This is a genomic window from Dinoroseobacter shibae DFL 12 = DSM 16493 (assembly GCF_000018145.1).
GTDB classification, from domain to species: Bacteria; Pseudomonadota; Alphaproteobacteria; order Rhodobacterales; family Rhodobacteraceae; genus Dinoroseobacter; species Dinoroseobacter shibae.
In genome coordinates, this window is the sequence record NC_009952.1 from 3,242,814 (window position 1) to 3,267,229 (window position 24,416).

The window sequence follows — 24,416 nt, forward strand, 5'->3', positions numbered from 1 at the left end:
CTGCGCCTCACATGTTCGGGTAGTTCGGGCCGTCTCCGCCCTGGGGGGTGGTCCAGACGATGTTCTGGGCGGGGTCCTTGATATCGCAGGTCTTGCAGTGGACGCAGTTCTGGAAGTTGATGACGAACCGGGTCGGCTTGCCCTCTTCGCGGACGAACTCGTAGACCCCCGCCGGGCAATAGCGCGCCGAGGGGCCGGCGTAGTCGGGCAGGTTCCTGCCCACGGGAATGCTGGCATCCTTCAGGGTCAGGTGCGCGGGCTGCGCCTCTTCATGGTTGGTGAAGGAATAGGCCACGTTGGTCAGCCGGTCGAAGGACAGCACGCCATCGGGCTTGGGGTAGTCGATGGGCGTGAACCTGGCCGCCTTGCCGGTGGCCTCGGCGTCGGTCTTGCCGTGCTTGACCGTCCCGAACAGTGAAAAGCCCAGCGTGTTGGTCCACATGTCGAGCCCGCCCAGGGTCAGGGATGCCGTCAGCCCGTATTTCGACCATAGCGGCTTGACGTTGCGCACCTTCTTGAGGTCCTGGCCCACCGGGCCATAGCGCAACTCGCCCTCGTATTCCTTCAGGGTATCGCCGAACCGGCCCGCCGCCAGCGCGGCATGGGCCGCCTCCGCCGCCGCCTTGCCCGACAACATCGCGTTGTGGTTGCCCTTGATCCGCGGCACGTTCACCAGCCCCACGGAACAGCCCAGCAGCACCCCGCCAGGAAAGCAGGCCTTGGGCATGGACTGGTACCCGCCCTCGGAGATCGCGCGCGCGCCGTAGGCCACCCGCTTGCCGCCCTTGAGCAGCTCGGCCACCATCGGGTGGTGCTTGAACCGCTGGAATTCCATGTAGGGGAACAGGTACGGGTTTTCGTAGTTCAGGTGCACCACGAAGCCCACATAGACCTGGTTGTTGTCCAGGTGATAGATGAACGACCCGCCGCCCGCGTTCTTGCCCAGAGGCCAGCCCATGGTGTGCACGACCCTGCCTTCGCGGTGCTTCTCGGGGTCGATTTCCCAGATTTCCTTCATGCCAAGGCCGTATTTCTGCGGCTCGCGGCCCATGGACAGGTCGTATTTCTCGATCACTTGCTTGCTGAGCGATCCGCGCACGCCTTCGCCCAGCATCACGTATTTGCCGTGTAGCTCCATGCCCGGCTCGTAGCTGTCGCCGGGCGTGCCGTCGGGGTTCTTGCCGAACTCGCCGGCGACCACGCCTTTGACTTCGCCGTTCTCGCCGTAAACCAGCTCCGAGCAGGACATGCCGGGGAAGATCTCGACGCCCATTTCCTCGGCCTGCTCGGCCATCCAGCGACAGACATTACCCATCGAGACGATGTAGTTGCCGTGGTTGTTCATCAGCGGCGGCATGGGGAAGGTCGGGATGCGCATCGCGCCCGCCTCGCCCAGCATGTAGAACTTGTCCTCGCGCACGGGCACGGTGATGGGCGCGCCGCGGTCCTTCCAGTCGGGGATCAGCGCATCGAGACCGACGGGATCCAGCACCGCGCCGGACAGGATATGCGCGCCGACCTCTGAGCCTTTTTCCAGCACGACGACGTTCAGATCCGCGTCCAGCTGTTTCAGACGGATCGCCGCCGACAGGCCCGCCGGGCCCGCTCCGACGATCACCACGTCGTATTCCATCGCTTCACGCTCGATCTGGGTCATTCGCTCTCACACTGGCTAGCCCCGAGGGGGATTGAAATAATATTGCGCCACGAGATAGCGGGCGCGTCCGGAAGGGTCAATTGTGACGCTGCGCTGCAACGAATTCTGACGTGGGAACACGCCCTGCAAACCGGCCTTGCGTGGGCGCGGGGCATGATTATGGTTCTTGTTTCAGGTTTCGACTCGAATTCTCAGGAAAGACCCATGGAAAAAATCCCCATGACCCGCCGGGGTCATTCGGCGTTGGATACGGAGCTGAAACAGCTCAAGAGCGTGGAACGCCCCGCCGTGATCCGGGCGATTGCCGAGGCGCGCGAGCATGGTGACCTGTCCGAGAATGCCGAGTACCACGCCGCGCGCGAAAAGCAGAGCTTTATCGAAGGCCGGGTGAAGGAGTTGGAGGCGCTGTTGTCGCGCGCACAAGTGATTGACCCCGCGACCCTGTCGGGCGCGGTCAAGTTCGGCGCCACCGTGACCATCGTCGACGAGGACACGGACGAGGAGAAGACCTACCAGATCGTGGGGGAGGCGGAGGCCGATATCGAAAAGGGCCTGCTGAACCTCAAATCGCCCATCGCCCGCGCCCTGATCGGCAAGGAGGAAGGCGACAGCGTCGAGGTCCGCACCCCGGGCGGCACGAAGTCTTACGAAATCCTCGAGATCGCGTACAAGTAACCGCGACGGCACAAAAAACGGAAACGAGCATGGCGCAGCAGTCGAAAGGGACCGGTCAGGACCTTGGCGGGTTCGGCATGCCTGGCGCCCGCCACGGGATCACCGCGATCGAGATCATCGCGCTGGGGCTCAGCCTGGTCTGGCTGGTGATGGTGCTGATCCTGTTCTTCGTGCTCGACCTCGGCGCAAGCATCGCCGCCACCGGGGCCGGGGCGCTGGGGATCGTGATGATCCTGTTGGCGGTGTTCCTGCCCATCGCGCTGATCTGGGTGGCGGCCTCCGTGGCGCGCACGGCGCGGATCATGCGCGACGAGGCCGACCGGCTGCAGGGGGCCATTGCCGCCATGCGCGAAACCGTGGTGCAGCAGGCCCGCAGTCAGGGCGCCATGCCGCCGACGGTCGCCCAGAAGATCGACCAGATCGCCCAGACCGCCAAGCAGACCGAGACCGCATTGGTGACCTTCGCCAGTGCGCGGACCGGCCCGGCGCAATCCTCCGAGAGCAAGGCCGCCCTGGCCGAGCCGCAGGTCAAGCGCCTGCCGCGCGAGACGCAGCCATCGCTCGGCTTCGACACGCCGGAGGACCTGCGGGAGCCGATTTCCGTGTCCGAATTCATCCGCGCGGCGAATTTCCCCGAGACCACGGAGGACAAGGAAGGCTTTCGCGCCCTGCGCCGCGCGCTGGAGGATCGGGATGCGGGCAAGCTGATTCGGTCGGCGCAGGATGTGCTGACCCTGTTGTCCGAGGACGGGATCTACATGGACGACCTGACCCCGGACCGGGCCAAGCCCGATGCCTGGCGCCGCTTCGCCGAGGGCGAGCGCGGGCGGACGGTCGCGGCCCTGGGGGGCATCCGGGACCGGTCCTGCCTTGCGCTGAGTTCGGCGCGGATGAAGTCCGACCCGATCTTTCGCGACACGGTCCACCATTTTCTACGCCATTTCGACCGGACGTTTTCGGCCTTCGCGGCCCATGCCACGGATGAAGAGATCATCAAGCTTGCCGATACCCGGTCGGCGCGGGCCTTCATGTTGCTCGGCCGGGTGACCAAGACCTTCGAGTGAGCGCGCTTGCCCCTGCCGCGCCGGTGGTCTAGCAGGCCCCGGTATCGGCAACACGGTGAACCCATGTCCAGCCTCTATCTCCAGGGCCTGCGCCAAGGCGCGCCCTTTCTGCTCGTGACCGTGCCCTTCGGCATGCTCTTCGGTGTGGTCGCCACCGAGGCGGGGCTGAACATCGCCGAGGTGATGGGATTCAGCCTTCTGGTGATCGCGGGGGCCGCGCAATTCACGGCCGTGCAACTTCTGAGCGAGAACGCCCCGGTGATCATCGTGCTGGCCTCGGCCCTGGCGGTGAACCTGCGCATGGCGCTCTATTCCGCGTCGATCGCGCCGCATCTCGGCCCCCTGCCCGTCTGGCAGAAGGCGATTTGCGCCTATTTTCTGGTGGATCAGACCTATGCCGTCTCTGTCGCCCGGTTCGAGAAGGACCCCGCATTGCCCCTGCGGGAGCGGTTCGCCTTCCATCTCGGCGCGGCCTCGCTGATCTGCCTGTGCTGGTACCCCGCGACCTGGACCGGGGCGGTCCTGGGGGCGCGGATACCGCCGGAAATGGCGCTGGATTTCGCCCTGCCGATCACCTTCCTCGCGCTGGTGGCCCCGGCCCTGACCAGCCTGGCCCATGTGGTCGCGGCCTTCACCGCGACCGTTCTGGCGCTGGCCTTTGTCGGCCTGCCCTTCAGCCTGGGCACCATCTTTGCGGCGGGCTGCGCGATGCTCGTCGGCGCCCGGGTGGAGCTGTGGCAGACCCGCCGCCGGGAGGCTGCCCGATGATCGACATCTCGCCCGTCACGCTCTGGGGGCTGATCGTGCTGCTTGGGATCGGGACTTTCCTGATCCGCTATTCCTTCCTCGGTCTGATCGGCGACCGGGAATTGCCGGAATGGCTGTTGCGGCACCTGCGCTACACCTCGGTCGCGGTGTTCCCGGCCCTGATCGCGCCGCTGGTGGTCTGGCCCGCCGCCACGGGCGGGGAGGCCGAGCCCGCCCGCATTTCAGCCGCCGTCGTCACCCTCGCGGTCGGGGTGCTGAGCCGGAATGTCCTGCTCTCGATCATCTGCGGGATCGCGACGCTTTACGGGATGCTGGCGCTCCTGGGCTAACACCTGCGCGAGTTTGACTTTTTTCTGCGCCGGAAACGATTATCTCTTACGCTATACAGAGCAGGTCCGCTCATAGCCCGGAGACCCCTAGCCATGCGATTCCTGACCCGCAGCCTTGTGGGCCTTGTGCTTCTGTCCCTGACATTGGGGCTTCTGGGGCTGGGCGGGCTGATCCTGTCCGATGCGATCACCGCGCGCAATGCCGATGCCCCGGCGAGCAGCACGGCCCGCGAGCGGGTCTATGCCGCAAGCGTGATGACCCTGGAGCCGGAGGTCGTCACCCCGGTCCTGACTGTTTTCGGAGAAATCCGCAGCCGCCGCACCTTGGAGCTGCGCGCCTCCAGCGCCGGCGTGATCACCGCCCTGCACCCCTCGTTCGAAGAGGGCGGGCGCGTGGCGGCGGGCGAGGTTCTGGCCCAGATCGACCCGGCGGATGCGGAAACCGCCTTGCAGAAGGCGCGCAACGACCTGGCCGAGGCGCGCGCGACGCTGGCGGATGCGGAACGCTCTTTGGTGCTGGCGACCGATGACGTCGCCGCGGCACAGGCGCAGCTGGACCTGCAGCGGCGGGCGCTGGCGCGGCAACGCGACCTTCTGGCCCGCGGCGTCGGGACCGAAGCCAATGTGGAGGGGGCCGAACTGGCCGAGGCCGCCGCCCTGCAATCACTGCTGTCGCGCCGCACGGCACTGGCCGCGGTGGAGGCCCGGATCGACCAGGCCCGGACCCAGATCGCCCGGCGCGAGATCGAGGTGGCCGAGGCCGCCCGCGACCTGGAGGATACCACCCTGACGGCGGCCTTCGACGGCACGCTCAGCGGCACTGCCGCCGTGATCGGCGGGCGCGTGGCGGCGAACGAGAAACTGGCCGATCTGATCGACCCCACGGCGCTGGAAGTGGCCTTCCGCACCTCCGCCACCCAGTACCTGCGCCTGTTGGACGACAGCGGGCGGTTGCGGGACACCGAGGTGGAGGTCACGCTCGAGGTGCTGGGGGAGGCGATCCGCGCCACGGCGCAGCTCAACCGCGCCGCGGCACGGGTCGGCGAGGGGCAGACCGGCCGGCTGCTCTTCGCCCGTCTGGACGACGCGCCCGCCTTCCGCCCCGGCGATTTCGTGACCGTCACCGCCCCGGAGCCGCCGGTGGAGGACGCGGTGGTGCTGCCCGCGACCGCCGTGGCCCCCGATGGCAGCGTTTTGCTGCTGGGCGCGGAGGACCGGCTGGAGGTCGGCCGGGTGGAGATCCTGCGCCGTCAGGGCGACGAGATGATCGTGCGCGTCGGCGGCCATGCGGGCCGCGAAGTGGTGACCGAGCGCGCGCCGGTCCTGGGCGCTGGGATCAAGGTCCGTCCGATCCGGGCCACGCCGGAGGGGGCGGTGACCGCCGCCAGTACCGAGATGCTCACCCTCGACCCGGACCGCCGCGCGCGCCTGATCGCCTTCGTGGAGGGCAATGACCGGATGCCCGCAGAGGCCAAGGCCCGGCTGGTGGCGCAACTGGCCGAGGACCAGGTGCCGGCCGCCGTGGTCGCGCGGCTTGAGAGCCGGATGGGCAGCTGACATGGGCGCTCTGGGCGGAATTCTCACCTATTTCACCCGGCACCGGACGGCGGCGAACCTGCTGCTGCTGATGCTGCTGGCCATCGGCTTCGCAGTGATCCCCCAGATGCGGACCCAGTTCTTTCCGGACGTGGTGGTCGACGACATCACCGTGCAGGTCAGCTGGGACGGCGCCGGGGCCGAGGATGTGGACCGCGCCATCGTGTCCCTGCTGGAGCCTGCCCTGCAGGCGGTCGAGGGCGTGACCGAAAGCGACGCCACCGCCCGCGAAGGTAGCGCAAGGATTTCGGTGGAGTTCGAGCCCGGCTGGGACATGAGCCGCGCCACCGACGATGTGCGCGCCGCCATGGATGCGATCACCGACCTGCCCGAAGACGCCGAGGAGCCGGTGATCCGGCGCAACAACTGGCGCGACCGGATCACCGACGTGGTGGTGCACGGCCCCGTGGGTGTGGACCAGTTGGCGCGGTTCTCAGACGAATTCGTCGCCCGCCTTTTCGAGGCCGGGGTGACCCGCACCACGATCCGCGGCATCGCCGCCCCCGAGACCCTGGTGGAGGTCGCCACGCTCGACCTGATCCGCCACGACCTGACCCTGCGCGAGATCGCCGACGTGATCGCGGGCGCGGTGGACAGCGCCCCTTCCGGCGACATCGCCGGGGGCAGCGCCCGGGTGCGCACCGGCACCGAGACCCGCAGCGCCGAGGACCTCGCCGCCCTGCCCCTGCGCACGGATGCGGACGGCAACGTGCTGACCGTGGGCGATGTGGCGACGATCTTCGTCGGCGGCGTGGACCGGGACCGGGCCTATTTCGTCGGCGCGAATCCGGCCATCTCGGTCCGCGTCGACCGCTCCGAGGAGGGCGACGCGATCGCCATCCAGGCCCAGGTGGCCGAGGTCGCCGAAGCGCTGGAACGGGACCTGCCCGCAGGGGTCCGGATCGAGCTGATCCGCACCCGGGCGGAGCAAATTTCCAGCCGCCTGAACATCCTGGTGGATAACGGGCTGCTGGGCCTCGCACTTGTTGTGGGTCTGCTGTTCCTGTTTCTGAACGCGCGCACCGCCTTCTGGGTTGCCGCCGGCATCCCGGTTGCGATGATGGCGGCGATGTCGCTGATGTATCTCGGCGGGCTCACCCTGAACATGGTGTCGCTCTTTGCGCTGATCATCACCTTGGGGATCGTGGTCGATGACGCCATCGTCGTGGGCGAGCATGCCGATTACCGCGCGCGGTACATGGGCGAGGACGGCCCGACCGCCGCCGCCAATGCCGCCATCCGCATGGCGCCCCCGGTCTTCACGGCCACGATCACCACGGTCATCGCGTTCTTCGGTCTGACGGCCATCGGCGGGAGTTTCGGCAACCTGATCTATGCGATTCCCTTCACGGTGATCGCGGTGCTGCTGGCCAGCCTGGTGGAGTGTTTCCTGATCCTGCCGAACCACATGGCCCATGCGCTGGCCCATTCCGCCAGGGAACACTGGTACGACTGGCCCTCGCGCCAGGTGAACCGGGGCCTTGACTGGGTGAAACGGGTGCTGTTCCGCCGCCTGATCGCCTTCTGCATCGCTGCGCGCTACCCGGTCTTTGCCGGGGCCATCGTGCTGCTCCTGGCGCAGGCGGCGCTGTTCGTGCGGGGCGACGTGACATGGCGCTTCTTCAACGCGCCCGAGCGCGGCTCGATCACCGGCAATTTCGCCATGCTGCCCGGCGCGACCCGCGAAGACACGTTCGAGGCCATGCGCCTGATCCAGCAAGGCACGGACGAGGTTGCCGCCCGCTACGAGGCCGAGCATGGGCTCAATCCGCTGGCCTTCGTGCTGACCGAGGTGGGCGGCACCACCGGGCGCGGCCTTGCCGGCGCCGACAGCAAGGATACCGATCAGCTGGGCTCCATCGCCATCGACCTGATCGACGCCGACCTGCGCCCCTATTCGTCCTTCACCTTCCTTGCGGACCTGCAGGACGCCGTCCCGCGCCACCCGATGCTGGAGACCCTGAGCTTCCGCGGCTGGCGTTCCGGTCCGGGCGGCGATGCGCTCTCGGTGGAGTTCTACGGCGCGGATACAGAAACGCTCAAGGCCGCCGCCGAGGCGCTCAAGACCCGGCTCGCGATCTACCCGGAGGTCTCGGCGCTGGAGGACAGCCTGGCCTATGACAAGCAAGAGCTGATCCTCGATCTGACCCCCACGGGCAGCCAGCTGGGCTTCGACATCGACGCGCTGGGGCGCGAGTTGCGCGCGCGGCTCAACGGGATCGAGGCGGCGACCTATCCCGTGGGCACCCGCACCGGCGCAATCCGGGTGGAACTGCCCGCCGCCGAGATCGGCCCGGATTTCCTCGACCGGATGCTGCTGCGCACCCCCTCGGGCGCCTATGTGCCCCTGGCCGATATCGTCTCGGTCCGCAGCCAGGAGGGGTTCTCCCGCATCCAGCGCGAGAACGGGCTTCGGGTGGTCTCGGTGACCGGCGACATCTCGGAGGACGACCCGGTCCGGGCCGCCGAGATCAACACCCTGCTGATCGAAGAGCACCTGCCCCGCATCCAGGAAGAATTCGGCGTCAACTACGTTCAGACCGGCCTCGCGGAGCAGGAGCGCGCCTTCCTGACCGACGCCACCATCGGCTTCCTGCTCTGCCTCGTGGGGATCTACCTGTGCCTGGCCTGGATCTTCTCCAGCTGGACGCGGCCCGCTGTGGTGATGGTGGTGATCCCGTTCGGGTTGATCGGGGCGATCTGGGGGCATTACGTCTGGGACGTGCCGCTGTCGATGTTCTCGGTGGTGGGCCTGATCGGCATGGCGGGGATCATCATCAACGATTCCATCGTGCTGGTGAGCACGATCGACGAATACGGCAAGGAGCGGGGCCTCGTCCCCGCCATCATCGACGGGACGGTGGACCGGCTGCGGCCCGTGTTGCTGACCACCCTGACCACGGTGCTCGGCCTCACGCCGCTGCTCTACGAAGGCTCGCAGCAGGCGCAGTTCCTCAAGCCCACGGTGATCACGCTGGTCTACGGATTGGGGTTCGGGATGGTGCTGGTGCTGATCCTCGTGCCCGCCTTCATGGCGATGCAGCAGGATATCGGCCGGCAACTGGCCGCCCTGCGCCGGGCGCTCGGCGCGCCGCTGCGCGCCGGGGGCGCCGGGCGCGCGGCCATCCTGGCCACGGCCCTCTGCGCCGGCTGGGCCGCAGCCACCTTCGGGGTGTCCGCCGTCACCGGAGCTCTGCCTGCCCCGCTGGCGGACATGCTGCCCGCGGGCCTCTCGGCGCCCATGGCCACCTTCGTCGCCTTCCTGGGCGGGGTCTGTGCCATCGCGCTTGCAACCTGGTTGCTCAGCGCGCTGATCCTGGGCTTGCGGGGTCGCGCCCGTCTGAGGGGCGAGACGCGTCCAACCGCTTGAGCCTCAAAACAACCGCGCCGCTGGCAGGCCGGACCGCAGGTCCGGCCCCCGGCGACGACCGAAGGTCGGCGCAACACCTCTCGGAGACACCGGCACCACCGCGGCCCGGCTACCCGCCGCAACCGCGCCGCTCGTAAGCCGTTCCCTCGGCAAGGACCGTCATCCGCACCCCGCTGCGGTCGATGGGGACAGGCCCGTCATGGGCGGCATAGATCTTTACATCCGCAATCAACTGGCCGCCCTCGCGATGGGTCTCCGCGTGGGACACCCAGAGGGTCGGGTCCGCCAACTCGATCACGGCCACCTCGCCAGGCCGCGCAGGCTCGGCGATCGCCGCCCGCAGACGCAGCCCGTCCTCGGTGGGCGTAAAGACACAGCTGATCGCGCCCGCATGCAGCTTCGGCTCCTGGGCCAGTGCCGCCGCGATCATCGCGCTGCTTTGGCCCGGCGCCGTCAACTCCGCCTTCAGTCGGACCTCCACCGGCACGCAGACCTCTTCGCAGACACCGAAATGCAGCGCCCCGTCGAGCTGGATCGGCGCGTCGCCCTGCACGGTTTGCAACTGGAGCGGAAAGACCACCTCGTCCACGTAACCGATCGACCGCAGCCCATCGACGTCGAATACTACCGGCGCGGGCAGGCGCGGCGTGAACCCGGCGAGGTTACCCGACGCCGCCAGATCGAAGAGCGGCGGGATGCCCCCATCGCCGGGCGTGCGCCAATAGGTTTTCCAGCCCGGCTGCATCCGGATGCGGATCCCGGCGAAATGGCTGCCATCGGCCTCCCGCCAGCCCGGGAGCACGTCCACCTGCACCAGGTTCGCCCCCGTGAATTCCTGCGCGACCCCGCGCTGCGGCAGGAGGCCGGCAAAAGCCAGCGCGCAAAGGGTCGGGGCAATCAACAACCAGTCTTTCATCATCCGAGCGATCCTAGCCCCCCGCCCCGGGAACGGAAATCACGAAAAGGCGATAGCGTGCCTTCGTGTGGTGAGACAAACCGCCTATTGTAACCCGTAAAGCCCCATCCCATTTTCGCCCTATGCAAGCGCAGCATCCTCAGGACGGGCTCCGTGGAAAGCTCCTCATCGCCATGCCGGGCATGGGAGATCCGCGATTCGAGCACTCGGTCGTCTATATCTGTGCCCATTCCGATGACGGCGCCATGGGCCTGATCATCAACAAGCCCACGCCGGAATTGAAGTTCAGCGATCTGCTGGAACAGTTGCAGATCTCGCCGCCACCCGCCGAGGCGCCGGAGGTGCTGGTCCATTACGGCGGCCCGGTCGAGGGCGGGCGGGGCTTCGTGCTGCATACCGGGGACTATACCGGCAACAGCTCCACCCTGCAGGTCGACGACCGGTTCGGCATGACGGCAACGCTTGATGTGCTGGAGGATCTGTCCCAAGGCACCGGGCCGCGTCGCTGCTTCCTCGCGCTCGGCTACGCAGGCTGGGGACCGGGACAGCTGGAGAACGAGTTGCAGCGCAATGGCTGGCTGACCTGCGATGCCGCCCCTGAACTGGTGTTCGAGGCCGCGGCGGAGCAGAAATGGCAGATGGCGCTCGGCACGCTGGGGATCGATCCGCTGATGCTGTCGGCCACGGGCGGGCGGGCCTGAGGGACGGGCCAGATCGGCCCGGAATGCGCACCTGCCGCGCCGGCCCGGTTTGGGGCCTCAGTCCTCGCCTTCCGCCCTCGGGGCCGCCGCTCGGCGGAGCCTGTCATTGATCGCCGCACCGAGCCCGGTTTGGGGCACCGGGGCCACGGCGATCCGGCGCCCTTCGGCCAGGGCATCCATCGCCCGCAGGGCCGCGAAGAGCCGCGCCGCCGCCTCGGCCAGCTCGCCGCTCTCCGAGAGGCTCATGTCGCCCGGGCAGTCCGGGCCGAAGCCGAGCCAGACCTCTCCATCCTGGCGCGCGGTTGCGTTTAGCCGCACAGGCGCGTCGGGCGCGTAATGCGAGGCCAGCTGCCCCGGCGCTGTGGGCTGGGTCGCGGACCCGGCCCCCTCGGCAATCGGTGCGCCCAGAACCTGCGCCAATGCCTCCGCGGTCACGCCGCCGGGCCGCAGGAGCATCGGGGTCTCCCCCGCCAGGCTGACGATGGTCGACTCCAACCCCACCGGGCAGGCGCCCCCATCGAGCACCGCCGCGATTTTTCCGTCGAGCCCGTCCAGAACATGGGCCGCGGTGGTTGGACTGACCCCGCCGGAAGGATTGGCCGAGGGCGCGGCCACCGGCCCGTCGAAGCCGCGCAGCAGCGCCTGGGCGGCGGAATGCGCGGGCACCCTTACGGCCAGCGTCTCCAGCCCCGCGGTCACCAGCGGGGAAATCCCTGCCTCCGCGCGCATGGGCGCCACGAGGGTGAGCGCCCCGGGCCAGAAGGCCTCTGCCAGAGCCAATCCCGCCGGAGGCAGGTCCACCAACCGGCCGGCCGCCGCGAGGTCGGGCACATGGACGATCAACGGGTTGAAACTGGGCCGCCCCTTGGCCGCGAAGATACCCGCCACCGCCCGGTCGGAGCGCGCATCGCCGCCGAGCCCGTAGACCGTCTCGGTCGGAAACGCCACGAGCCTCCCCGCGCGCAACAGCGCCGCGGCCCGTGCAAGGCCCGCCCCATCCGCGCCCAGGCGCTCGGTCCTTGCGGTTTCAGCCATGCCGTGACGTCGCGTTCCGTTTGAGGGTCATGGCCCTGCTCCATAAGCTGCCGTTCGGGGACCAGCGCATAAACCGCTGCCGCGCCCCTGCCAAGCCCGCACACCCTGCCCATTCGGGAGAGACCATGCCGTATACCGCACCGCTGAACGATCTGCGCTTCCTGCTCGACCACGTGGTGGGCTTCGACGCGGTGCAGGCGACCGACCGTTTCGCCGAGACCACGCCGGACGTGACCGAGGCGATCCTGACCGAGGCCGCCAAGCTCTGCGAGGGGGAGCTTGCCCCGTTGCAGCGCGCGGGCGATCTGCACCCTGCGCGCCTGGAGAATGGGGTGGTGCGGACCTCGCCGGGCTTTGCCGAAGGTTACCGCGCGATTGCTGCTGGCGGCTGGGTGGGGATGTCGGCTGACCCGGCCTATGGCGGGATGGGCCTGCCCATGGCACTGGCCACTTGCATGAACGAGATGATGTCCTCGGCCTGCCTTTCGCTGCAGATCGCGCCGATGATGACCCAGGGCCAGATCGAGGCACTGGAGGCCCATGCCTCCGATGCACTCAAGGCGCTTTACCTGCCCCGGCTGACCTCCGGCGACTGGGTGGGCACCATGAACCTGACCGAACCGCAGGCGGGTTCGGATGTGGGCGCACTGACCACGAAGGCGGTGCCCAAGGGCGACGGGACCTACGCGATCACCGGCCAGAAGATCTATATCAGCTGGGGCGACAACGACTTCACCGGCAATGTCTGCCACCTGGTGCTGGCGCGCCTGCCGGACGGGGCGCCGGGGACCAAGGGGATCAGCCTGTTCCTCGTGCCGCGGCACCTGCCCGACGCGGCGGGCAATCCGGGGGTGGCCAACGCGCTGAAGGTGGTCAGTCTCGAACACAAGCTGGGCCTGCATGGCAGCCCCACCGCCGTGATGCAGTACGAAGGCGCGACCGGCTGGCTCGTGGGGCCGGAGCATGGCGGGATGCGCGCGATGTTCACCATGATGAACAACGCGCGGCTCGGCGTCGGGGTCCAGGGCATCGGCGTGGCCGAGGCCGCCTACCAGCACGCACTGGCCCATGCCCGCGACCGTAAACAGGGCCAGACCCCGGTTGCCGACGCAGACAGCATCCTCGCCCATGCGGATGTGCGCCGGATGGTGATGACCATGCGCGCCGAGGTTTTCGCCGCCCGCGCCATCGCGCTCTCGACCGCGGTGGCCACCGACATGCACCACGCCACCGGGGCGGAAAGCTGGGCTGCCCGCGCCGCCCTGCTGACCCCGATCTGCAAGGCCTACGGGACCGACACCGGCATCCGGGTCGCCGATCTCGGCCTGCAGGTCCATGGCGGCATGGGCGTGATCGAGGAAACCGGGGCCGCGCAATACCTGCGCGACGTGCGGGTGACCGCGATCTACGAGGGCACCAATGGCATCCAGGCCATGGACCTGGTGGGCCGCAAGCTCGCGGATGGGGGCGAGGCCATGTCCCGCCTGCTGGACGAGATCGAGGCGCTGGCAGAATCCGCGCGCGGGAGCCTGCCGGAACTGGCCGAGCCGGTATGGCAAGCCTGCGAGACCCTGCGCGAGACGACCGAGGCGCTGGTGGCCGAGACCCGGCTCAATGCCCGCTTCGGCGGGGCACAGCCGTACCTGATGGCCGCGGCCCGGGTGCTGGGCGGGCATGCCCATCTCGCCGCCGCCATTGCCGAGGGTGGCCGCGGCCCGCGCAGCGCGCTTGCGCGGTTCTTCGTCGGGCGGCTTCTGCCCGAACACGGCGCCCTTGCCGCCCAGGCCCTTGCGGGGGATAAGGACCTCTACGCCCTGGACCCGGAAGACCTCGTCGCCTGATGAACATGCCCTTCGGCCCCCTGCGGACCCCGTTCGAGACCGCGCCGGACACGGGCACCGCGACCGAGATCGCCCAAGGCGTGCTCTGGATGCGCCTGCCCCTGCCCATGGTGCTGAACCATGTGAATGTCTACGCGCTGGATGACGGGGACAGCTGGACGCTGGTGGACACAGGGCTTTACAGCCGCAAGAGCCGCGCGCTCTGGGACGACCTGCTGGCCGGGCCACTGGCGGGCAAGCCCGTGCGCCGGGTGATCGTCACCCACCACCACCCGGACCACATGGGCTGCGCCGGCTGGTTCCAGTCCGACCACGGGGCCGAGCTGATCACCACCCGCACGGCCTGGCTCATGGCGCGGATGCTGCAACTGGATGCCCAGGACCGGCCCACGCCCGAAACCCTGACCTTCTGGCGCCGGGCCGGGATGGACCCCGAGATCCTTGCAAGGCGCGCGGCCGAGCGGCCGTTCAACTTCGCCGATACCGTGGCCCCCATGCCACTCGGCTTTACCCGCATCCGGGAGGGCGACACCGTCACAGCCGGGAGCCGCCGCTGGCACGTCCGGATCGGCCATGGCCACGCGCCCGAACACGCAACTCTGTGGAGCGCGGATTGCAACCTCGTGCTGGGCGGCGACCAGCTGCTATCGACGATTTCCCCCAATATCGGGGTTTACGCCACCGAGCCCGAGGCGGACCCCCTGTCCGGCTGGCTCGACAGTTGCACCCGTCTCGCGACCCACGCCACCGAGGATCACCTGGTTCTGCCCGGTCACAAGCTGCCGTTCACCGGTCTGCCCAAGCGGCTCGACCAGCTGATCGACAACCACCACCAGGCGCTGGCCCGGCTGCAAGCGTTTCTGGCCGAAGCGCCGCGTACCGCGCCCGACTGCTTCGGCCTGCTGTTCAAGCGGACGATCACCGGCGACACCTACGGCCTCGCGCTGGTCGAAGCGGTGGCGCATCTCAACCACTTGCACGCCACCGGGCGGGCGCGCTGGACCGAGCGGCCGGATGGCGTGCGCCTGTGGCACGCTGTCGCGGACTGACCCGCCCGCTGCGGTGTGCGGCCCCGTCCCTCGTGACACGGACGCACGGATCGGCTAGTCGAAGGACGACACGCGAACGGGAGAGACACCATGGCAGAAGAGCACAAGCACGGTTCGATGGACATTTCCGAGCAGGAAAAGACCTTCCACGGGTTCCTGGCCATCACCAAGTGGACAACGATCTCGATCATCGTCTTCCTGATCCTGCTGTACATGATCAACGGCTGATCCCGGCGCAACATGAGGTTCCGTATCGCGGGCGCCCTGGGGGCGTTGACCCTGTTGGCGGCCTGCGCGGCGGAGTCGGAATGGGCAAGTGACGCCGAGGTGAACCAATCGCGCTACGCGGATGGCGGGACCGCGTCGGTCACCTTGTTGACGGTTATCCGCAACAGCACCGGCGAGGGTGGCCATACGGCCGTTCTGATCGACGGCGCGGAGCGCGTGATCTGGGATCCGGCGGGCACCTGGTGGCACCCCTGGTCGCCCGAGCGCAACGATCTGCACTACGGCATCACCCCGCAGCTGGAGACCCACTATATCGACTACCATGCCCGCGAGGCCTGGCGCGTGGTCGAGCAAAGGGTCGAGGTGCCCCAGCAGACAGCCGATGCGATGATCGCCGCCTTCGCTGCCAACGGTGCCGCGGGCTGGGCCAACTGCGCCCGGGTCACATCCGACATCCTGCGGGACTACCCGGGGTTCGAGACCATCCGCTCCACCTGGTTCCCGGTGGATATCATGGAAGACTTCGCCGCCCTGCCCGGCGTGACGACCACCACCTATTTCGACGACGACGACCTCGACCGGACCAACCCGCTGCGCGTGGTGCCGGGCGGCGCGGGCTGACCCGCGCGGCGCAGGCGGGCGGATCTATTTCCGGCGCAGATGCTCGTCCAGACGCGGCAGGATTTCCACGAAGTTGCAGGGGCGGTGGCGGTAGTCGAATTGCCATTGCAGGATCTCGTCCCAGGCGTCCTTGCACGCGCCGGTGCTGCCCGGCAGGGCAAACAGGTAGGTGCCGTTGGCCACCCCGCCGCAGGCCCGCGACTGCACCGCCGAGGTGCCGATCTTCTTCATGGAAACCATGGTGAAGACCGTCCCGAAGGCCTCTATCTCCTTCTCGTAGACATCCCGGTGCGCCTCGACCGTCACATCCCGCCCGGTAAGACCCGTGCCGCCCGTGGTCAGCACCACGTCGATTTCCGGGTCCGCACACCAGGCGCGCAGCTGATCCGCGATCTCGGCGCGCTCGTCGCGCAGGATCTTGCGGTCGGCCACGCGGTGCCCTGCGCCCTCGATCCGGTCCACCAGCGTCTGCCCCGAGCGGTCCTCCTCGATAGACCGCGTGTCGGACACCGCCAGCACCGCGATTCGCATGGGCAGAAAGGTCTTGCTCTCGTCGATACGGCTCATTCGGTCCCTTTCAGTCTGGCTTGAAGGTCGAGCAGATCTGCCCAGGCCGCGCGTTTCTGGGCCGGCTGGCGCAGCAGGAAGGCCGGGTGGAACATCGGCAGGGCCGGTCGGTCCATGGCCTCGGTCCATTGGCCGCGCAGCCGGGTGATCCCCTTGCGCCCCAGCACCGCCTGGCAGGAGATATTGCCCATCAGAACGAGGATCTCCGGGTCCGCCAGCGTCACATGGCGCTGCACGAAGGGCATCATCATGGCGATCTCGTCGGGGCGCGGGTCGCGGTTCTGGGGCGGGCGCCAGGGCAGGATGTTGGTGATATAGACCGCATGGCCTGGATCCGGCGCGTCCCGAGCCAGGCCGATCGCGGCCAGCATCTTGTCCAAAAGCTGCCCGGCCCGCCCGACGAATGGTCGCCCCTCCCGGTCCTCGTCGCGGCCCGGCGCTTCGCCGAGGATCATCACCCGCGCCCCGGGCCGCCCGTCGCTGAAGACGAGGTTCCGCGCGCCCTTGCGCAGCTCGCAATGGGGATAGGCGGCGAGCGCGTCGCGCAAAGCCTCCAGACTGCCCGATTGCGCGGCGGCTCCGCGCGCGGCGGTGACCGCCATCTCGGGCCCGTCCGGCGCAGGGGCGGCGGCCACGGACGGCGCCGCGGGGGCCGCTGCGGGCGCTTTCGGGCGCTCCGGCTCCACCGCGACGGTCCGGTCCACGGGCGCGTCGCTGATGGCCTCGGTGGCGCCAAGTTCCACCTGCCATTCCAGCGCCGCGCGCAAGGTGTGATAGTCCAGCTCCTGCTCCATGGCGCGACCCTATCCAAGCCCGCACCGCGCGGCAATCGCAACCCGCGCGCCCCCTTGCCCGCGCCTGCGGCCTCCGCCTATAAGCGGGCAAGTCAGGACAGGGGCAGCCATGACACTCCGCGCGCGTCATCTTCTGGGGATCGAACACCTGGCCCCGGACGAGATCGTCACGCTGCTGGACCTCGCGGATCGCTACGCAGACCTGAACCGACGCCCGGACAAGCATGGCGACGCGCTGGACGGGCTCACCCAGATCAACATGTTCTTCGAAAACTCCACCCGCACCCAGGCCAGTTTCGAGATCGCGGGCAAGCGGCTCGGCGCGGACGTGATGAACATGGAAGTGCGCGCCAGCTCGATCAAGAAGGGCGAGACCCTGATCGACACGGCGATGACCCTGAACGCCATGCACCCGGATCTGCTGGTCGTCCGACATCCCCATTCCGGGGCGGTCAACCTCCTGGCGGAAAAGGTGAATTGCGCGGTTCTGAACGCAGGCGATGGGCGGCATGAGCATCCGACGCAAGCCCTGCTCGATGCGCTGACGATCCGGCGCGCCAAGGGCAAGCTGCACCGGCTCAACGTTGCGATCTGCGGCGACATCGCCCATTCCCGGGTCGCGCGCTCCAACATCCTGCTGCTGGGCAAGATGGAGAACCGCATCCGCCTCGTGGGGCCGCGGACCCTGATGCCCGCCGAGATCGCCGAGCTTGGCGTCGAGGTGTACGAGGACATGAAGGCCGGGCTGGACGGGGTCGACGTGGTGATGATGCTGCGGCTCCAGAAGGAGCGGATGGATGGCGGTTTCATCCCGTCGGAGCGCGAATATTACCACCGCTACGGGCTGGATGCCGAGAAGCTCGCCTATGCCAAGCCCGACGCCATCGTCATGCATCCCGGCCCGATGAATCGCGGGGTCGAGATCGACGGCACCCTGGCCGACGACATCAACCGCTCCGTCATCCAGGAGCAGGTCGAGATGGGCGTGGCCGTGCGCATGGCGGCGATGGACCTGCTGGCGCGCAACCTGCGCGCCGCACGAGAAGGAGTTCGCGCATGACGACAGAGGTCCTGCGCCCGGATCGCACCGCGTATCTGCGCGCCTACGCCACCATGGCGGCGTTTGCCATGGCGATCGGGATGGGCGTGCTCTGGGCGCTGGGCAACCCGTACCCCTGGACCGGGGCGGTGGGGGGCCTTGCGGCGATTGCCCTGCGCGGCTGGTATCTCGGCTCCGAAGAGCTGGCGATCGAGTGGACCCTGACCGACGACCGGCTCGAAGGGCCTGGCTGGCGCAAGATGGCGCTGCGGGACATCACGCTGGTGCGCACGCTGGGCAGTTCGGTGCAGGTCATCACCGCCAGCGGCGACAAGCACCTGATCAAGTACCAGGAAGATGCCAAGGCTGTGCAGGCCCGGATCGAGGCCGCGGTGGGCGTGGCCAAGGCCCGCCCCGCCCCGGCCGCAGAGCCCGACGCATGATCGAGGTGCCCGCCCACGAGACCGGCATCGTCCGGGTCTTCGCCGTCAATGGCGACAGCCGCGGCTCCGGGACGGCCCAGAGCTTCCTGACGCGGCTGGAACAGGACCCGGAGGACATCGCCGCCGAAGCCGTACGCCTGCGTGAGATGCTGGGCGCAGACCAGATCGACCCGACCTATACCGAGACCTTCGCTGTCAAGGACGTCGCTGATCTCGGCCTGAGCCGGTATATCGCCACCGCCATGGACGTCCCGATGGAGACGCTGGCCCCCGACCGCGCGCGCCTCGATGCGCTGGAGGGCGAGGTACTGATCGTGCTCTCCCGGGCACTCGGCGACACCGCACAAACCCTCACGCCGGGGGCGGACCTGACCTTTATCGGGGCCTACAAGATGGCGGAGGTGCCGCTGACCGGACCCGTGAAGGCACCCCCGCCGGACCCGATGCCTGCGCCGACGCCCGTCGACGAAATCGACGCGCCTGAGGAAATCTCCACCGGGCGCCGGACCCTGATCGTGGGCGCGGCCCTGCTGATCGCCGCGCTGCTGGTCATGATCGTCGGGGCGAGCAACTGATGGCGCCTGCGAAACCCCTCGCCCTGATCCATGCGCGGATCGTGGACCCGGGCACCGGAGAGCTCCGCGAAGGCGGGCTCTTGCTGCGCAACGGGGTGATCGCCGCGCATCTCGGACCCGCAGAACGGCTCCCGGCCGACACCGAGGTACTCGACTGCGGCGGCAAATGCCTGGCCCCCGGCATCGTCGATATCGGCGTGAAGGTGGGCGAGCCCGGAGAGCGCCACAAGGAGAGTTTCCGCACCGCGGGGCGCGCGGCGGCGGCCGGCGGCGTGACAACCATGGTCACCCGCGCCGACACCACCCCGGCCATCGACAGCCCCGAAACCCTCGAATTCGCCGCCCGCCGCGCAGCGGAGGCCAGCCCCGTGCGCCTTGCGCCCATGGCCGCCCTGACCAAGGGCCGACAGGGCCGCGAGATGGTCGAGATCGGTTTTTTGCAGGATGCGGGCGCCGTGGCCTTTTCCGACGGCGACCACGTGGTCGCGGACCCCAAGGTGTTCCAGCGCTGCCTGGCCTATGCCACCAGCCTCGGCGCGCTGGTCATGGCGCATCCGCAGGACCCGGGGCTGAGCGCCGGTGCCGCCGTGACCTCGGGCAAGTTCGCCACCCTGCGCGGCCTGCCCGCGGTGTCCCCCATGGCCGAGCGCATGGGGCTGGAGCGCGACCTCGCCCTGGTGGAGATGACGGGTGCGCGCTATCACGCGGACCAGATCACCACCGCCCGCGCCCTGCCCTCTTTGCGCCGCGCGCGCGAGATCGGCCTGGACGTGACGGCGGGCATCTCGATCCACCACCTGACCCTCAACGAATTCGACGTGGGCGACTACCGGACCTTCTTCAAGGTCAAGCCGCCCCTGCGGGCCGAGACCGACCGGGTCGCCATGGTCGCCGCCGTGGCCGCCGGAGAGATCGACATCATCTCGTCGATGCACACGCCCCAGGACGAAGAGAGCAAGCGCCTTCCCTTCGAGGAAGCCGCCTCGGGCGCGGTCGGGCTGGAGACCCTGCTGCCCGCGGCCCTGCGGCTCGTGCATTCGGGGGAGTTGACCCTGCCGCAGCTCTGGCGCGCGCTGTCGCTGAACCCGGCAAACCGGCTCGGCCTGCCGCAAGGGCGGCTCGATCCGGGCAGCCCGGCGGATCTGGTGCTGTTCGACCCGGATGCGCCCTTCGTTCTCGACCGCACGATGCTACACTCGAAATCCAAGAACACGCCCTTCGACGGTGCCCGGCTGCAGGGGCGCGTGCTGCGCACCTATGTCGACGGCAGGCCCGTCCACGTGCGGGACGGGCACTGATGCCCGAGCTGACCACCGCCCCCGGCCTGCTCGCCCTTGTCGGGCTCGCGGCCTACCTGCTGGGTGCGATTCCCTTCGGCCTGCTGATCGCGAAACTGTTCGGCCTCGGCAATCTGCGCGAGATCGGGTCGGGCAATATCGGGGCGACCAACGTGCTGCGCACGGGCAGCAAACCGGCCGCGGCGGCGACCCTGATCCTCGACGCGGGCAAAGGGGCCTTCGCGGTGATCCTTGCGCGCGTTCTGGTGGGCGAGGACGCCGCACAGATCGCCGGGGCGGCGGCCTTTCTCGGCCATTGCTTCCCGGTCTACCTGAAATTCAACGGTGGCAAGGGGGTGGCCACCTTCTTCGGCACCGTGATCGCCCTGTCCTGGCCGCTGGGGCTTGCGGCCGGTGCGATCTGGCTCGCCACCGCCTATACCTTCCGCATCTCATCGCTTTCGGCCCTGATGGCTGCATTGATGACCCCGATCTTCGCCTGGGGTTTCGGCCAGCGGGAATTGGTCGTTTTGAGCCTGTTCCTCGGCTTTTTGATCTGGATCCGCCACAGAGAAAACATAATCCGCCTGCTTTCTGGAACCGAACCGAGGATCGGAGCCAAGAAGAGGTAGAGATGGGATTCCTGCGCGCCATCGCATCCGCATTTGTCAATGTCGTGAACTTCGGAGGGCGCGCGACGCGGGCCGAGTTCTGGTATTTCCAGCTCTTCATCTATGCCCTGACGATCGGCGGGGTCCTGTTCGTGATCTTCGCTCTTCAGCCCGAGCAGATCGCCCTCCTCGGCGCCGCAACGGACGACAATCCGTGGTATTTCGGGGTTTCCGTATTTCTGTGGATCCAAAGCTGGTCGCTGCTGGTGCGGCGCCTGCACGACACGGATCGCTCCGGATTCTGGTCGCTGATCGGGTTCGTGCCGATTATCGGGCTGCTGGTGCTGCTGGTCTTCGCGGTCCAGCCCGGAGACCGGGGCAACAACCGCTTCGGCCCGCCGCGGGGCGGCGCGCGCCCGGCCCGCAGCCGGTTCGCGCGTCCGGACGTCACGCCGGGCAAGACCGAGGAAGACCGCAAGGCCGAGGTCCGCGCGCTCTACCAGGCGCGGGTGAAGTGCCTGACGAACTGACCACCCGGCCCCGCGCTCAGTAGCTGTAGGCGGCGTAGATCTTCGACAGGTCGCCGCCCCAATCCCCGTGGTAATGGGCCAGCAACTCGTCCGCCGGAACACGCCCGCTCTCGATACTGTCCTTGAGCGCGTTGAGGAAATGGGTCTCGTCCGGGATCATCCCGCCCGCCCCCGGCATGGCCCGCGCCGCCAGCCCCGCCTCGGCGATCGAGACCACTTCGCGCGCCAGGTCGTGCATCCGCAGATCGCCGACCTGCGCCTGCAACCCGTCGACCGAGGCGGCGACGCGCAAGGCCTCCCGCGTCTCCGCATCCCAGCCCTTCACCAGGTCCCAGGCCGCGTCCAGCGCGCCCTGATCATAGGTCAGGCCGACCCAGAACGCCGGCAGCGCACAGAGCCGCCGCCAGGGACCGCCATCGGCCCCGCGCATCTCGATGAATTTCTTGATCCGTGCCTCGGGGAAGATGGTTGTCAGGTGATCGGCCCAGTCGCTGAGCGTCGGCACCTCGCCGGGCAGAGCGGGCAGTTTGCCATCGAGGAAATCCCGGAACGACTGGCCCAGCGCGTCGATATACTGCCCGTCGCGATAGACGAAGTACATCGGCACATCGAGGGCATAGTCCACCCAGGCGTCGAACCCGAAGCCGTCTTCGAACACGAAGGGCAGCATGCCGGTGCGGTCGGGGTCGAGATCACGCCAAACGCGGCTGCGCCAGCTCTTGTGGCCATTGGGCTTGCCATCGAGAAACGGGGAGTTCGCGAACAGCGCCGTGGCCACGGGCTGCAAGGCGAAGGCCACGCGCAGCTTCTGGACCATGTCCGCCTCGGAGGCGAAGTCGAGATTCACCTGAACCGTGCAGGTCCGGTACATCATGGTTTTACCCATGGTCCCCACCCGGTCCATGTAGTCGGTCATCAGCCGGTAGCGCCCCTTGGGCATCACCGGCATGTCTTCGTGAGACCAGATCGGCGCCGCCCCGAGCCCGATGAACCCGACGCCGATCTTCTCGGCCACGTCCTGCACCTCGCGCAGGTGGCTGTTCACCTCGTCGCAAGTCTCGTGGATGGTCGCCAGCGGCGCGCCCGACAGTTCCAGCTGCCCGCCGGGCTCCAGGCTGACATTGGCCCCGTTCTTTTCCAGCCCGATGATGTTGCCGGCTTCCATCACCGGCGCCCAACCGAAGCGGTCGCGCAGCCCTTCGAGCATCGCCTTGATCGAGCGCGTCCCATCATAGGGAAGCGGCTTCAGGGTATCCTTGCAGTAGCCGAACTTCTCATGCTCGGTGCCGATGCGCCACGCATCCTTGGGCTTGGAGCCGTCGCTCAGATACTCGGCCAGTTGCGCGCGGCTTTCGATCGGGCCGCCGCCGGATTGGGGTATGGACATGGGGGTAAGCTCTCCGCGGGCCGATGCGAGTTTTGTCAGGACGTGTCCCGTTGTGTCCGGGAAGTCAAGCGCGGGGCCGTGCCGGACATTGTGCGCTGCCACACAATGAACGATCCGTCCGGGCCGGTTTCCAACTGCTGGAGCACATGGACCATCCGAAACCCGGGCAAGGCGGCAAAGGCATCGAAAAGCTGCTCCTCCCCTGCCGCGCCGTGGGGAATGGCGAGCGCAGTGCCGTCCTCGCCCTGCAAGAGCCAGGCCCGGCGCGCCCCCTCCCGGCGCAGGCGCAGCACCATGAGCGCATCGAGACCCATCGCCCCGCCCATCACCGGGCCGAGATAGGTGATCTGCCGCTCGTCCACCGACACCACACCCGGCGCGCTGTCGTCGGCGACGAACCGCAACCGCCGCCAGGCAATCGCGCCGAAACCCACGCTCGCCACAACGGCCAGCGCGCCCACCGCCTTGACCACCGGCCCCGGCGATTGGGTCATCCACAGACCGACGGCGAGCACCGCAAGGCAAGCCAGAAGTTCACGCCCCTTGTGCAGGCGCGCGGCGACCTGGGGGCGGATGAAGCTCATCGCCAGTCCCCGTACCGAATTTGCCAGAGTGTGAGCGCCGCGACCGCCGCCGTGTCCGCCCGCAGGATCCGCGGGCCGAGGCGCACGGATTGTGCCTGCGGCATGGCGCGCAGGCGGGCGCGCTCGGGCTCGGAAAACCCGCCTTCCGGACCGATGAGGATCGCCCAGGGCCCGTCCGGCAGCGCGGGCGTATCCGCCGCCGCCGCCGCCCCCTCCTCCGCAAGGGCTTCGTCGCAGAACATCAGGGACCGATCCGATGGCCAGTCCGACAACAGCCGGTCCAGACCCACAAGATCCGCCACCTCAGGCACGAAGGTGCCGCCGCATTGCTCGGCCGCTTCGACCGCATGGGCCTGCAGCCGGTCGCGGCGAATCCGTTCGGCATTGGTGAAGGCAGTCTGCACCGGCACGATCCGGCGCGCGCCCATCTCGGCGGCCTTCTCGACGATGAAATCCGTGCGCGCCTTCTTGATCGGCGCGAAACAGAGCCACAGGTCCGGCGGATCGCGCTGCGGCGCGGTCTGGGTCTCGACCTCCAGCACGCCACCGCGTTTCCCGGCCTCGACCACCCGCGCGGCCCAGGCCCCGGCATGACCATTGAACAGGGTTACGACCTCGCCCACACCCCGGCGCATCACCCCGAACAGGTAATGGGCCTGGGCGCCCGACAACGGAACCGTTTGCCCCTGACCCAGAGGGTGCTCTACATAAAGCCTGATCTTTCCAGCCGACATGGCGCGAACCATATGGGGGGCGATC

25 protein-coding genes are annotated in these 24,416 nt (G+C 68.4%); 17 read left to right on the forward strand and 8 right to left on the reverse strand.

Annotation, left to right across the window (positions count from 1 at the left end; genetic code table 11):
- Positions 1-7 precede the first annotated feature (7 nt).
- On the reverse strand, positions 8-1,657 hold the full coding sequence (locus tag DSHI_RS15590; RefSeq protein WP_012179736.1) for an electron transfer flavoprotein-ubiquinone oxidoreductase: 1,650 nt from the start codon (positions 1,655-1,657) through the stop codon (positions 8-10).
- A gap of 204 nt (positions 1,658-1,861) precedes the next feature.
- Between DSHI_RS15590 and greA the strand changes: the two genes are divergently transcribed.
- From greA to DSHI_RS15620, 6 genes are all read left to right on the forward strand, one after another.
- Positions 1,862-2,332 (forward strand): transcription elongation factor GreA, encoded by a 471-nt coding sequence (greA, locus tag DSHI_RS15595; RefSeq protein ID WP_044028061.1) that lies wholly within the window; start codon positions 1,862-1,864, stop codon positions 2,330-2,332.
- Positions 2,333-2,361: 29 nt separating this feature from the next.
- Positions 2,362-3,396 carry a hypothetical protein gene (locus tag DSHI_RS15600; protein ID WP_083768399.1) on the forward strand — a complete coding sequence of 345 codons (1,035 nt, stop codon included), beginning with the start codon at positions 2,362-2,364 and terminating at the stop codon, positions 3,394-3,396.
- Between the two features lie 63 nt (positions 3,397-3,459).
- On the forward strand, positions 3,460-4,164 hold the full coding sequence (locus DSHI_RS15605; RefSeq protein ID WP_012179739.1) for an AzlC family ABC transporter permease: 705 nt from the start codon (positions 3,460-3,462) through the stop codon (positions 4,162-4,164).
- A complete protein-coding gene (locus DSHI_RS15610) occupies positions 4,161-4,493 on the forward strand; it encodes an AzlD domain-containing protein (RefSeq protein ID WP_012179740.1) in 333 nt (110 codons plus the stop codon). The genes DSHI_RS15605 and DSHI_RS15610 overlap by 4 nt, the downstream gene beginning before the upstream one ends.
- 93 nt (positions 4,494-4,586) lie before the next feature.
- A complete protein-coding gene (locus DSHI_RS15615) occupies positions 4,587-6,050 on the forward strand; it encodes an efflux RND transporter periplasmic adaptor subunit (protein ID WP_012179741.1) in 1,464 nt (487 codons plus the stop codon).
- A 1-nt stretch (position 6,051) separates the two neighbouring features.
- Entirely contained in the window at positions 6,052-9,459 is a 3,408-nt protein-coding gene (locus tag DSHI_RS15620) for an efflux RND transporter permease subunit (protein ID WP_012179742.1), read from the forward strand.
- 109 nt (positions 9,460-9,568) lie between these two features.
- Here the strand turns inward: DSHI_RS15620 and DSHI_RS15625 are convergent, their stop codons facing one another.
- Entirely contained in the window at positions 9,569-10,378 is an 810-nt protein-coding gene (locus DSHI_RS15625; protein ID WP_012179743.1) for a protein-disulfide reductase DsbD domain-containing protein, read from the reverse strand.
- A 119-nt stretch (positions 10,379-10,497) separates the two neighbouring features.
- Between DSHI_RS15625 and DSHI_RS15630 the strand changes: the two genes are divergently transcribed.
- Positions 10,498-11,076, forward strand: a complete 579-nt coding sequence (locus DSHI_RS15630; RefSeq protein WP_012179744.1) for a YqgE/AlgH family protein — start codon at positions 10,498-10,500, stop codon at positions 11,074-11,076.
- Between the two features lie 57 nt (positions 11,077-11,133).
- On the opposite strand, the gene DSHI_RS15635 is transcribed toward DSHI_RS15630, so the two are convergent.
- Positions 11,134-12,111, reverse strand: a complete 978-nt coding sequence (locus DSHI_RS15635; protein ID WP_012179745.1) for an L-threonylcarbamoyladenylate synthase — start codon at positions 12,109-12,111, stop codon at positions 11,134-11,136.
- 125 nt (positions 12,112-12,236) lie between these two features.
- On the opposite strand from DSHI_RS15635, the gene DSHI_RS15640 reads away from it, so the two are divergent.
- The 4 genes from DSHI_RS15640 (at position 12,237) to DSHI_RS15655 (ending at position 15,850) form a co-directional block, all read left to right on the forward strand.
- Entirely contained in the window at positions 12,237-13,952 is a 1,716-nt protein-coding gene (locus DSHI_RS15640; protein WP_012179746.1) for an acyl-CoA dehydrogenase, read from the forward strand.
- Positions 13,952-15,001, forward strand: a complete 1,050-nt coding sequence (locus DSHI_RS15645; RefSeq protein WP_012179747.1) for an MBL fold metallo-hydrolase — start codon at positions 13,952-13,954, stop codon at positions 14,999-15,001. Before DSHI_RS15640 ends, DSHI_RS15645 begins: the two co-directional genes overlap by 1 nt.
- Positions 15,002-15,091: 90 nt before the next feature.
- Entirely contained in the window at positions 15,092-15,229 is a 138-nt protein-coding gene (locus DSHI_RS15650; RefSeq protein WP_012179748.1) for an aa3-type cytochrome c oxidase subunit IV, read from the forward strand.
- A gap of 12 nt (positions 15,230-15,241) precedes the next feature.
- Complete coding sequence (locus tag DSHI_RS15655; RefSeq protein WP_012179749.1) at positions 15,242-15,850, forward strand: hypothetical protein; 609 nt, start codon at positions 15,242-15,244, stop codon at positions 15,848-15,850.
- Positions 15,851-15,874: 24 nt separating this feature from the next.
- On the opposite strand, the gene moaB is transcribed toward DSHI_RS15655, so the two are convergent.
- Entirely contained in the window at positions 15,875-16,417 is a 543-nt protein-coding gene (moaB, locus tag DSHI_RS15660) for a molybdenum cofactor biosynthesis protein B (RefSeq protein WP_012179750.1), read from the reverse strand.
- Positions 16,414-17,211, reverse strand: coding sequence for a uracil-DNA glycosylase (locus tag DSHI_RS15665; protein WP_012179751.1), 798 nt, complete (start codon positions 17,209-17,211; stop codon positions 16,414-16,416). The genes moaB and DSHI_RS15665 overlap by 4 nt, the downstream gene beginning before the upstream one ends.
- Positions 17,212-17,320: 109 nt before the next feature.
- Between DSHI_RS15665 and DSHI_RS15670 the strand changes: the two genes are divergently transcribed.
- The 6 genes from DSHI_RS15670 to DSHI_RS15695 are packed head-to-tail and all read left to right on the forward strand — an operon-like array spanning position 17,321 to position 21,686.
- Entirely contained in the window at positions 17,321-18,271 is a 951-nt protein-coding gene (locus tag DSHI_RS15670; protein WP_012179752.1) for an aspartate carbamoyltransferase catalytic subunit, read from the forward strand.
- A complete protein-coding gene (locus DSHI_RS15675) occupies positions 18,268-18,693 on the forward strand; it encodes a hypothetical protein (protein ID WP_012179753.1) in 426 nt (141 codons plus the stop codon). Before DSHI_RS15670 ends, DSHI_RS15675 begins: the two co-directional genes overlap by 4 nt.
- Positions 18,690-19,268: a hypothetical protein gene (locus DSHI_RS21480; RefSeq protein ID WP_012179754.1), complete on the forward strand. Its 579-nt coding sequence runs from the start codon at positions 18,690-18,692 to the stop codon at positions 19,266-19,268. The genes DSHI_RS15675 and DSHI_RS21480 overlap by 4 nt, the downstream gene beginning before the upstream one ends.
- Positions 19,268-20,566, forward strand: coding sequence for a dihydroorotase (gene pyrC, locus DSHI_RS15685; RefSeq protein WP_012179755.1), 1,299 nt, complete (start codon positions 19,268-19,270; stop codon positions 20,564-20,566). The genes DSHI_RS21480 and pyrC overlap by 1 nt, the downstream gene beginning before the upstream one ends.
- The gene (gene plsY / locus DSHI_RS15690; protein WP_012179756.1) at positions 20,566-21,177 is read left to right on the forward strand and encodes a glycerol-3-phosphate 1-O-acyltransferase PlsY; all 612 of its coding nucleotides are present in this window, start codon (positions 20,566-20,568) and stop codon (positions 21,175-21,177) included. Before pyrC ends, plsY begins: the two co-directional genes overlap by 1 nt.
- Positions 21,178-21,179: 2 nt before the next feature.
- The gene (locus tag DSHI_RS15695; RefSeq protein WP_012179757.1) at positions 21,180-21,686 is read left to right on the forward strand and encodes a DUF805 domain-containing protein; all 507 of its coding nucleotides are present in this window, start codon (positions 21,180-21,182) and stop codon (positions 21,684-21,686) included.
- A 16-nt stretch (positions 21,687-21,702) separates the two neighbouring features.
- Here DSHI_RS15695 and DSHI_RS15700 read toward each other — a convergent pair whose 3' ends face one another.
- The 3 genes from DSHI_RS15700 to DSHI_RS15710 are packed head-to-tail and all read right to left on the reverse strand — an operon-like array spanning position 21,703 to position 24,391.
- On the reverse strand, positions 21,703-23,073 hold the full coding sequence (locus DSHI_RS15700; RefSeq protein WP_012179758.1) for a glutamate--cysteine ligase: 1,371 nt from the start codon (positions 23,071-23,073) through the stop codon (positions 21,703-21,705).
- Positions 23,074-23,108: 35 nt separating this feature from the next.
- The gene (locus tag DSHI_RS15705; RefSeq protein ID WP_012179759.1) at positions 23,109-23,657 is read right to left on the reverse strand and encodes a hypothetical protein; all 549 of its coding nucleotides are present in this window, start codon (positions 23,655-23,657) and stop codon (positions 23,109-23,111) included.
- Positions 23,654-24,391: a 16S rRNA (uracil(1498)-N(3))-methyltransferase gene (locus DSHI_RS15710; RefSeq protein ID WP_044029002.1), complete on the reverse strand. Its 738-nt coding sequence runs from the start codon at positions 24,389-24,391 to the stop codon at positions 23,654-23,656. The genes DSHI_RS15705 and DSHI_RS15710 overlap by 4 nt, the downstream gene beginning before the upstream one ends.
- Between the last annotated feature and the right edge of the window lie 25 nt (positions 24,392-24,416).

What these genes read in the sequence shown, in the direction of transcription:
- DSHI_RS15590 (WP_012179736.1), bottom strand. Translation starts at nt 1,657, where the DNA reads ATGACCCAGATCGAGCGTGAAGCGATGGAATACGACGTGGTGATCGTC.
- greA (WP_044028061.1), top strand. Translation starts at nt 1,862, where the DNA reads ATGGAAAAAATCCCCATGACCCGCCGGGGTCATTCGGCGTTGGATACG.
- DSHI_RS15600 (WP_083768399.1), top strand. Translation starts at nt 2,362, where the DNA reads ATGGCGCAGCAGTCGAAAGGGACCGGTCAGGACCTTGGCGGGTTCGGC.
- DSHI_RS15605 (WP_012179739.1), top strand. Translation starts at nt 3,460, where the DNA reads ATGTCCAGCCTCTATCTCCAGGGCCTGCGCCAAGGCGCGCCCTTTCTG.
- DSHI_RS15610 (WP_012179740.1), top strand. Translation starts at nt 4,161, where the DNA reads ATGATCGACATCTCGCCCGTCACGCTCTGGGGGCTGATCGTGCTGCTT.
- DSHI_RS15615 (WP_012179741.1), top strand. Translation starts at nt 4,587, where the DNA reads ATGCGATTCCTGACCCGCAGCCTTGTGGGCCTTGTGCTTCTGTCCCTG.
- DSHI_RS15620 (WP_012179742.1), top strand. Translation starts at nt 6,052, where the DNA reads ATGGGCGCTCTGGGCGGAATTCTCACCTATTTCACCCGGCACCGGACG.
- DSHI_RS15625 (WP_012179743.1), bottom strand. Translation starts at nt 10,378, where the DNA reads ATGATGAAAGACTGGTTGTTGATTGCCCCGACCCTTTGCGCGCTGGCT.
- DSHI_RS15630 (WP_012179744.1), top strand. Translation starts at nt 10,498, where the DNA reads ATGCAAGCGCAGCATCCTCAGGACGGGCTCCGTGGAAAGCTCCTCATC.
- DSHI_RS15635 (WP_012179745.1), bottom strand. Translation starts at nt 12,111, where the DNA reads ATGGCTGAAACCGCAAGGACCGAGCGCCTGGGCGCGGATGGGGCGGGC.
- DSHI_RS15640 (WP_012179746.1), top strand. Translation starts at nt 12,237, where the DNA reads ATGCCGTATACCGCACCGCTGAACGATCTGCGCTTCCTGCTCGACCAC.
- DSHI_RS15645 (WP_012179747.1), top strand. Translation starts at nt 13,952, where the DNA reads ATGAACATGCCCTTCGGCCCCCTGCGGACCCCGTTCGAGACCGCGCCG.
- DSHI_RS15650 (WP_012179748.1), top strand. Translation starts at nt 15,092, where the DNA reads ATGGCAGAAGAGCACAAGCACGGTTCGATGGACATTTCCGAGCAGGAA.
- DSHI_RS15655 (WP_012179749.1), top strand. Translation starts at nt 15,242, where the DNA reads ATGAGGTTCCGTATCGCGGGCGCCCTGGGGGCGTTGACCCTGTTGGCG.
- moaB (WP_012179750.1), bottom strand. Translation starts at nt 16,417, where the DNA reads ATGAGCCGTATCGACGAGAGCAAGACCTTTCTGCCCATGCGAATCGCG.
- DSHI_RS15665 (WP_012179751.1), bottom strand. Translation starts at nt 17,211, where the DNA reads ATGGAGCAGGAGCTGGACTATCACACCTTGCGCGCGGCGCTGGAATGG.
- DSHI_RS15670 (WP_012179752.1), top strand. Translation starts at nt 17,321, where the DNA reads ATGACACTCCGCGCGCGTCATCTTCTGGGGATCGAACACCTGGCCCCG.
- DSHI_RS15675 (WP_012179753.1), top strand. Translation starts at nt 18,268, where the DNA reads ATGACGACAGAGGTCCTGCGCCCGGATCGCACCGCGTATCTGCGCGCC.
- DSHI_RS21480 (WP_012179754.1), top strand. Translation starts at nt 18,690, where the DNA reads ATGATCGAGGTGCCCGCCCACGAGACCGGCATCGTCCGGGTCTTCGCC.
- pyrC (WP_012179755.1), top strand. Translation starts at nt 19,268, where the DNA reads ATGGCGCCTGCGAAACCCCTCGCCCTGATCCATGCGCGGATCGTGGAC.
- plsY (WP_012179756.1), top strand. Translation starts at nt 20,566, where the DNA reads ATGCCCGAGCTGACCACCGCCCCCGGCCTGCTCGCCCTTGTCGGGCTC.
- DSHI_RS15695 (WP_012179757.1), top strand. Translation starts at nt 21,180, where the DNA reads ATGGGATTCCTGCGCGCCATCGCATCCGCATTTGTCAATGTCGTGAAC.
- DSHI_RS15700 (WP_012179758.1), bottom strand. Translation starts at nt 23,073, where the DNA reads ATGTCCATACCCCAATCCGGCGGCGGCCCGATCGAAAGCCGCGCGCAA.
- DSHI_RS15705 (WP_012179759.1), bottom strand. Translation starts at nt 23,657, where the DNA reads ATGAGCTTCATCCGCCCCCAGGTCGCCGCGCGCCTGCACAAGGGGCGT.
- DSHI_RS15710 (WP_044029002.1), bottom strand. Translation starts at nt 24,391, where the DNA reads ATGTCGGCTGGAAAGATCAGGCTTTATGTAGAGCACCCTCTGGGTCAG.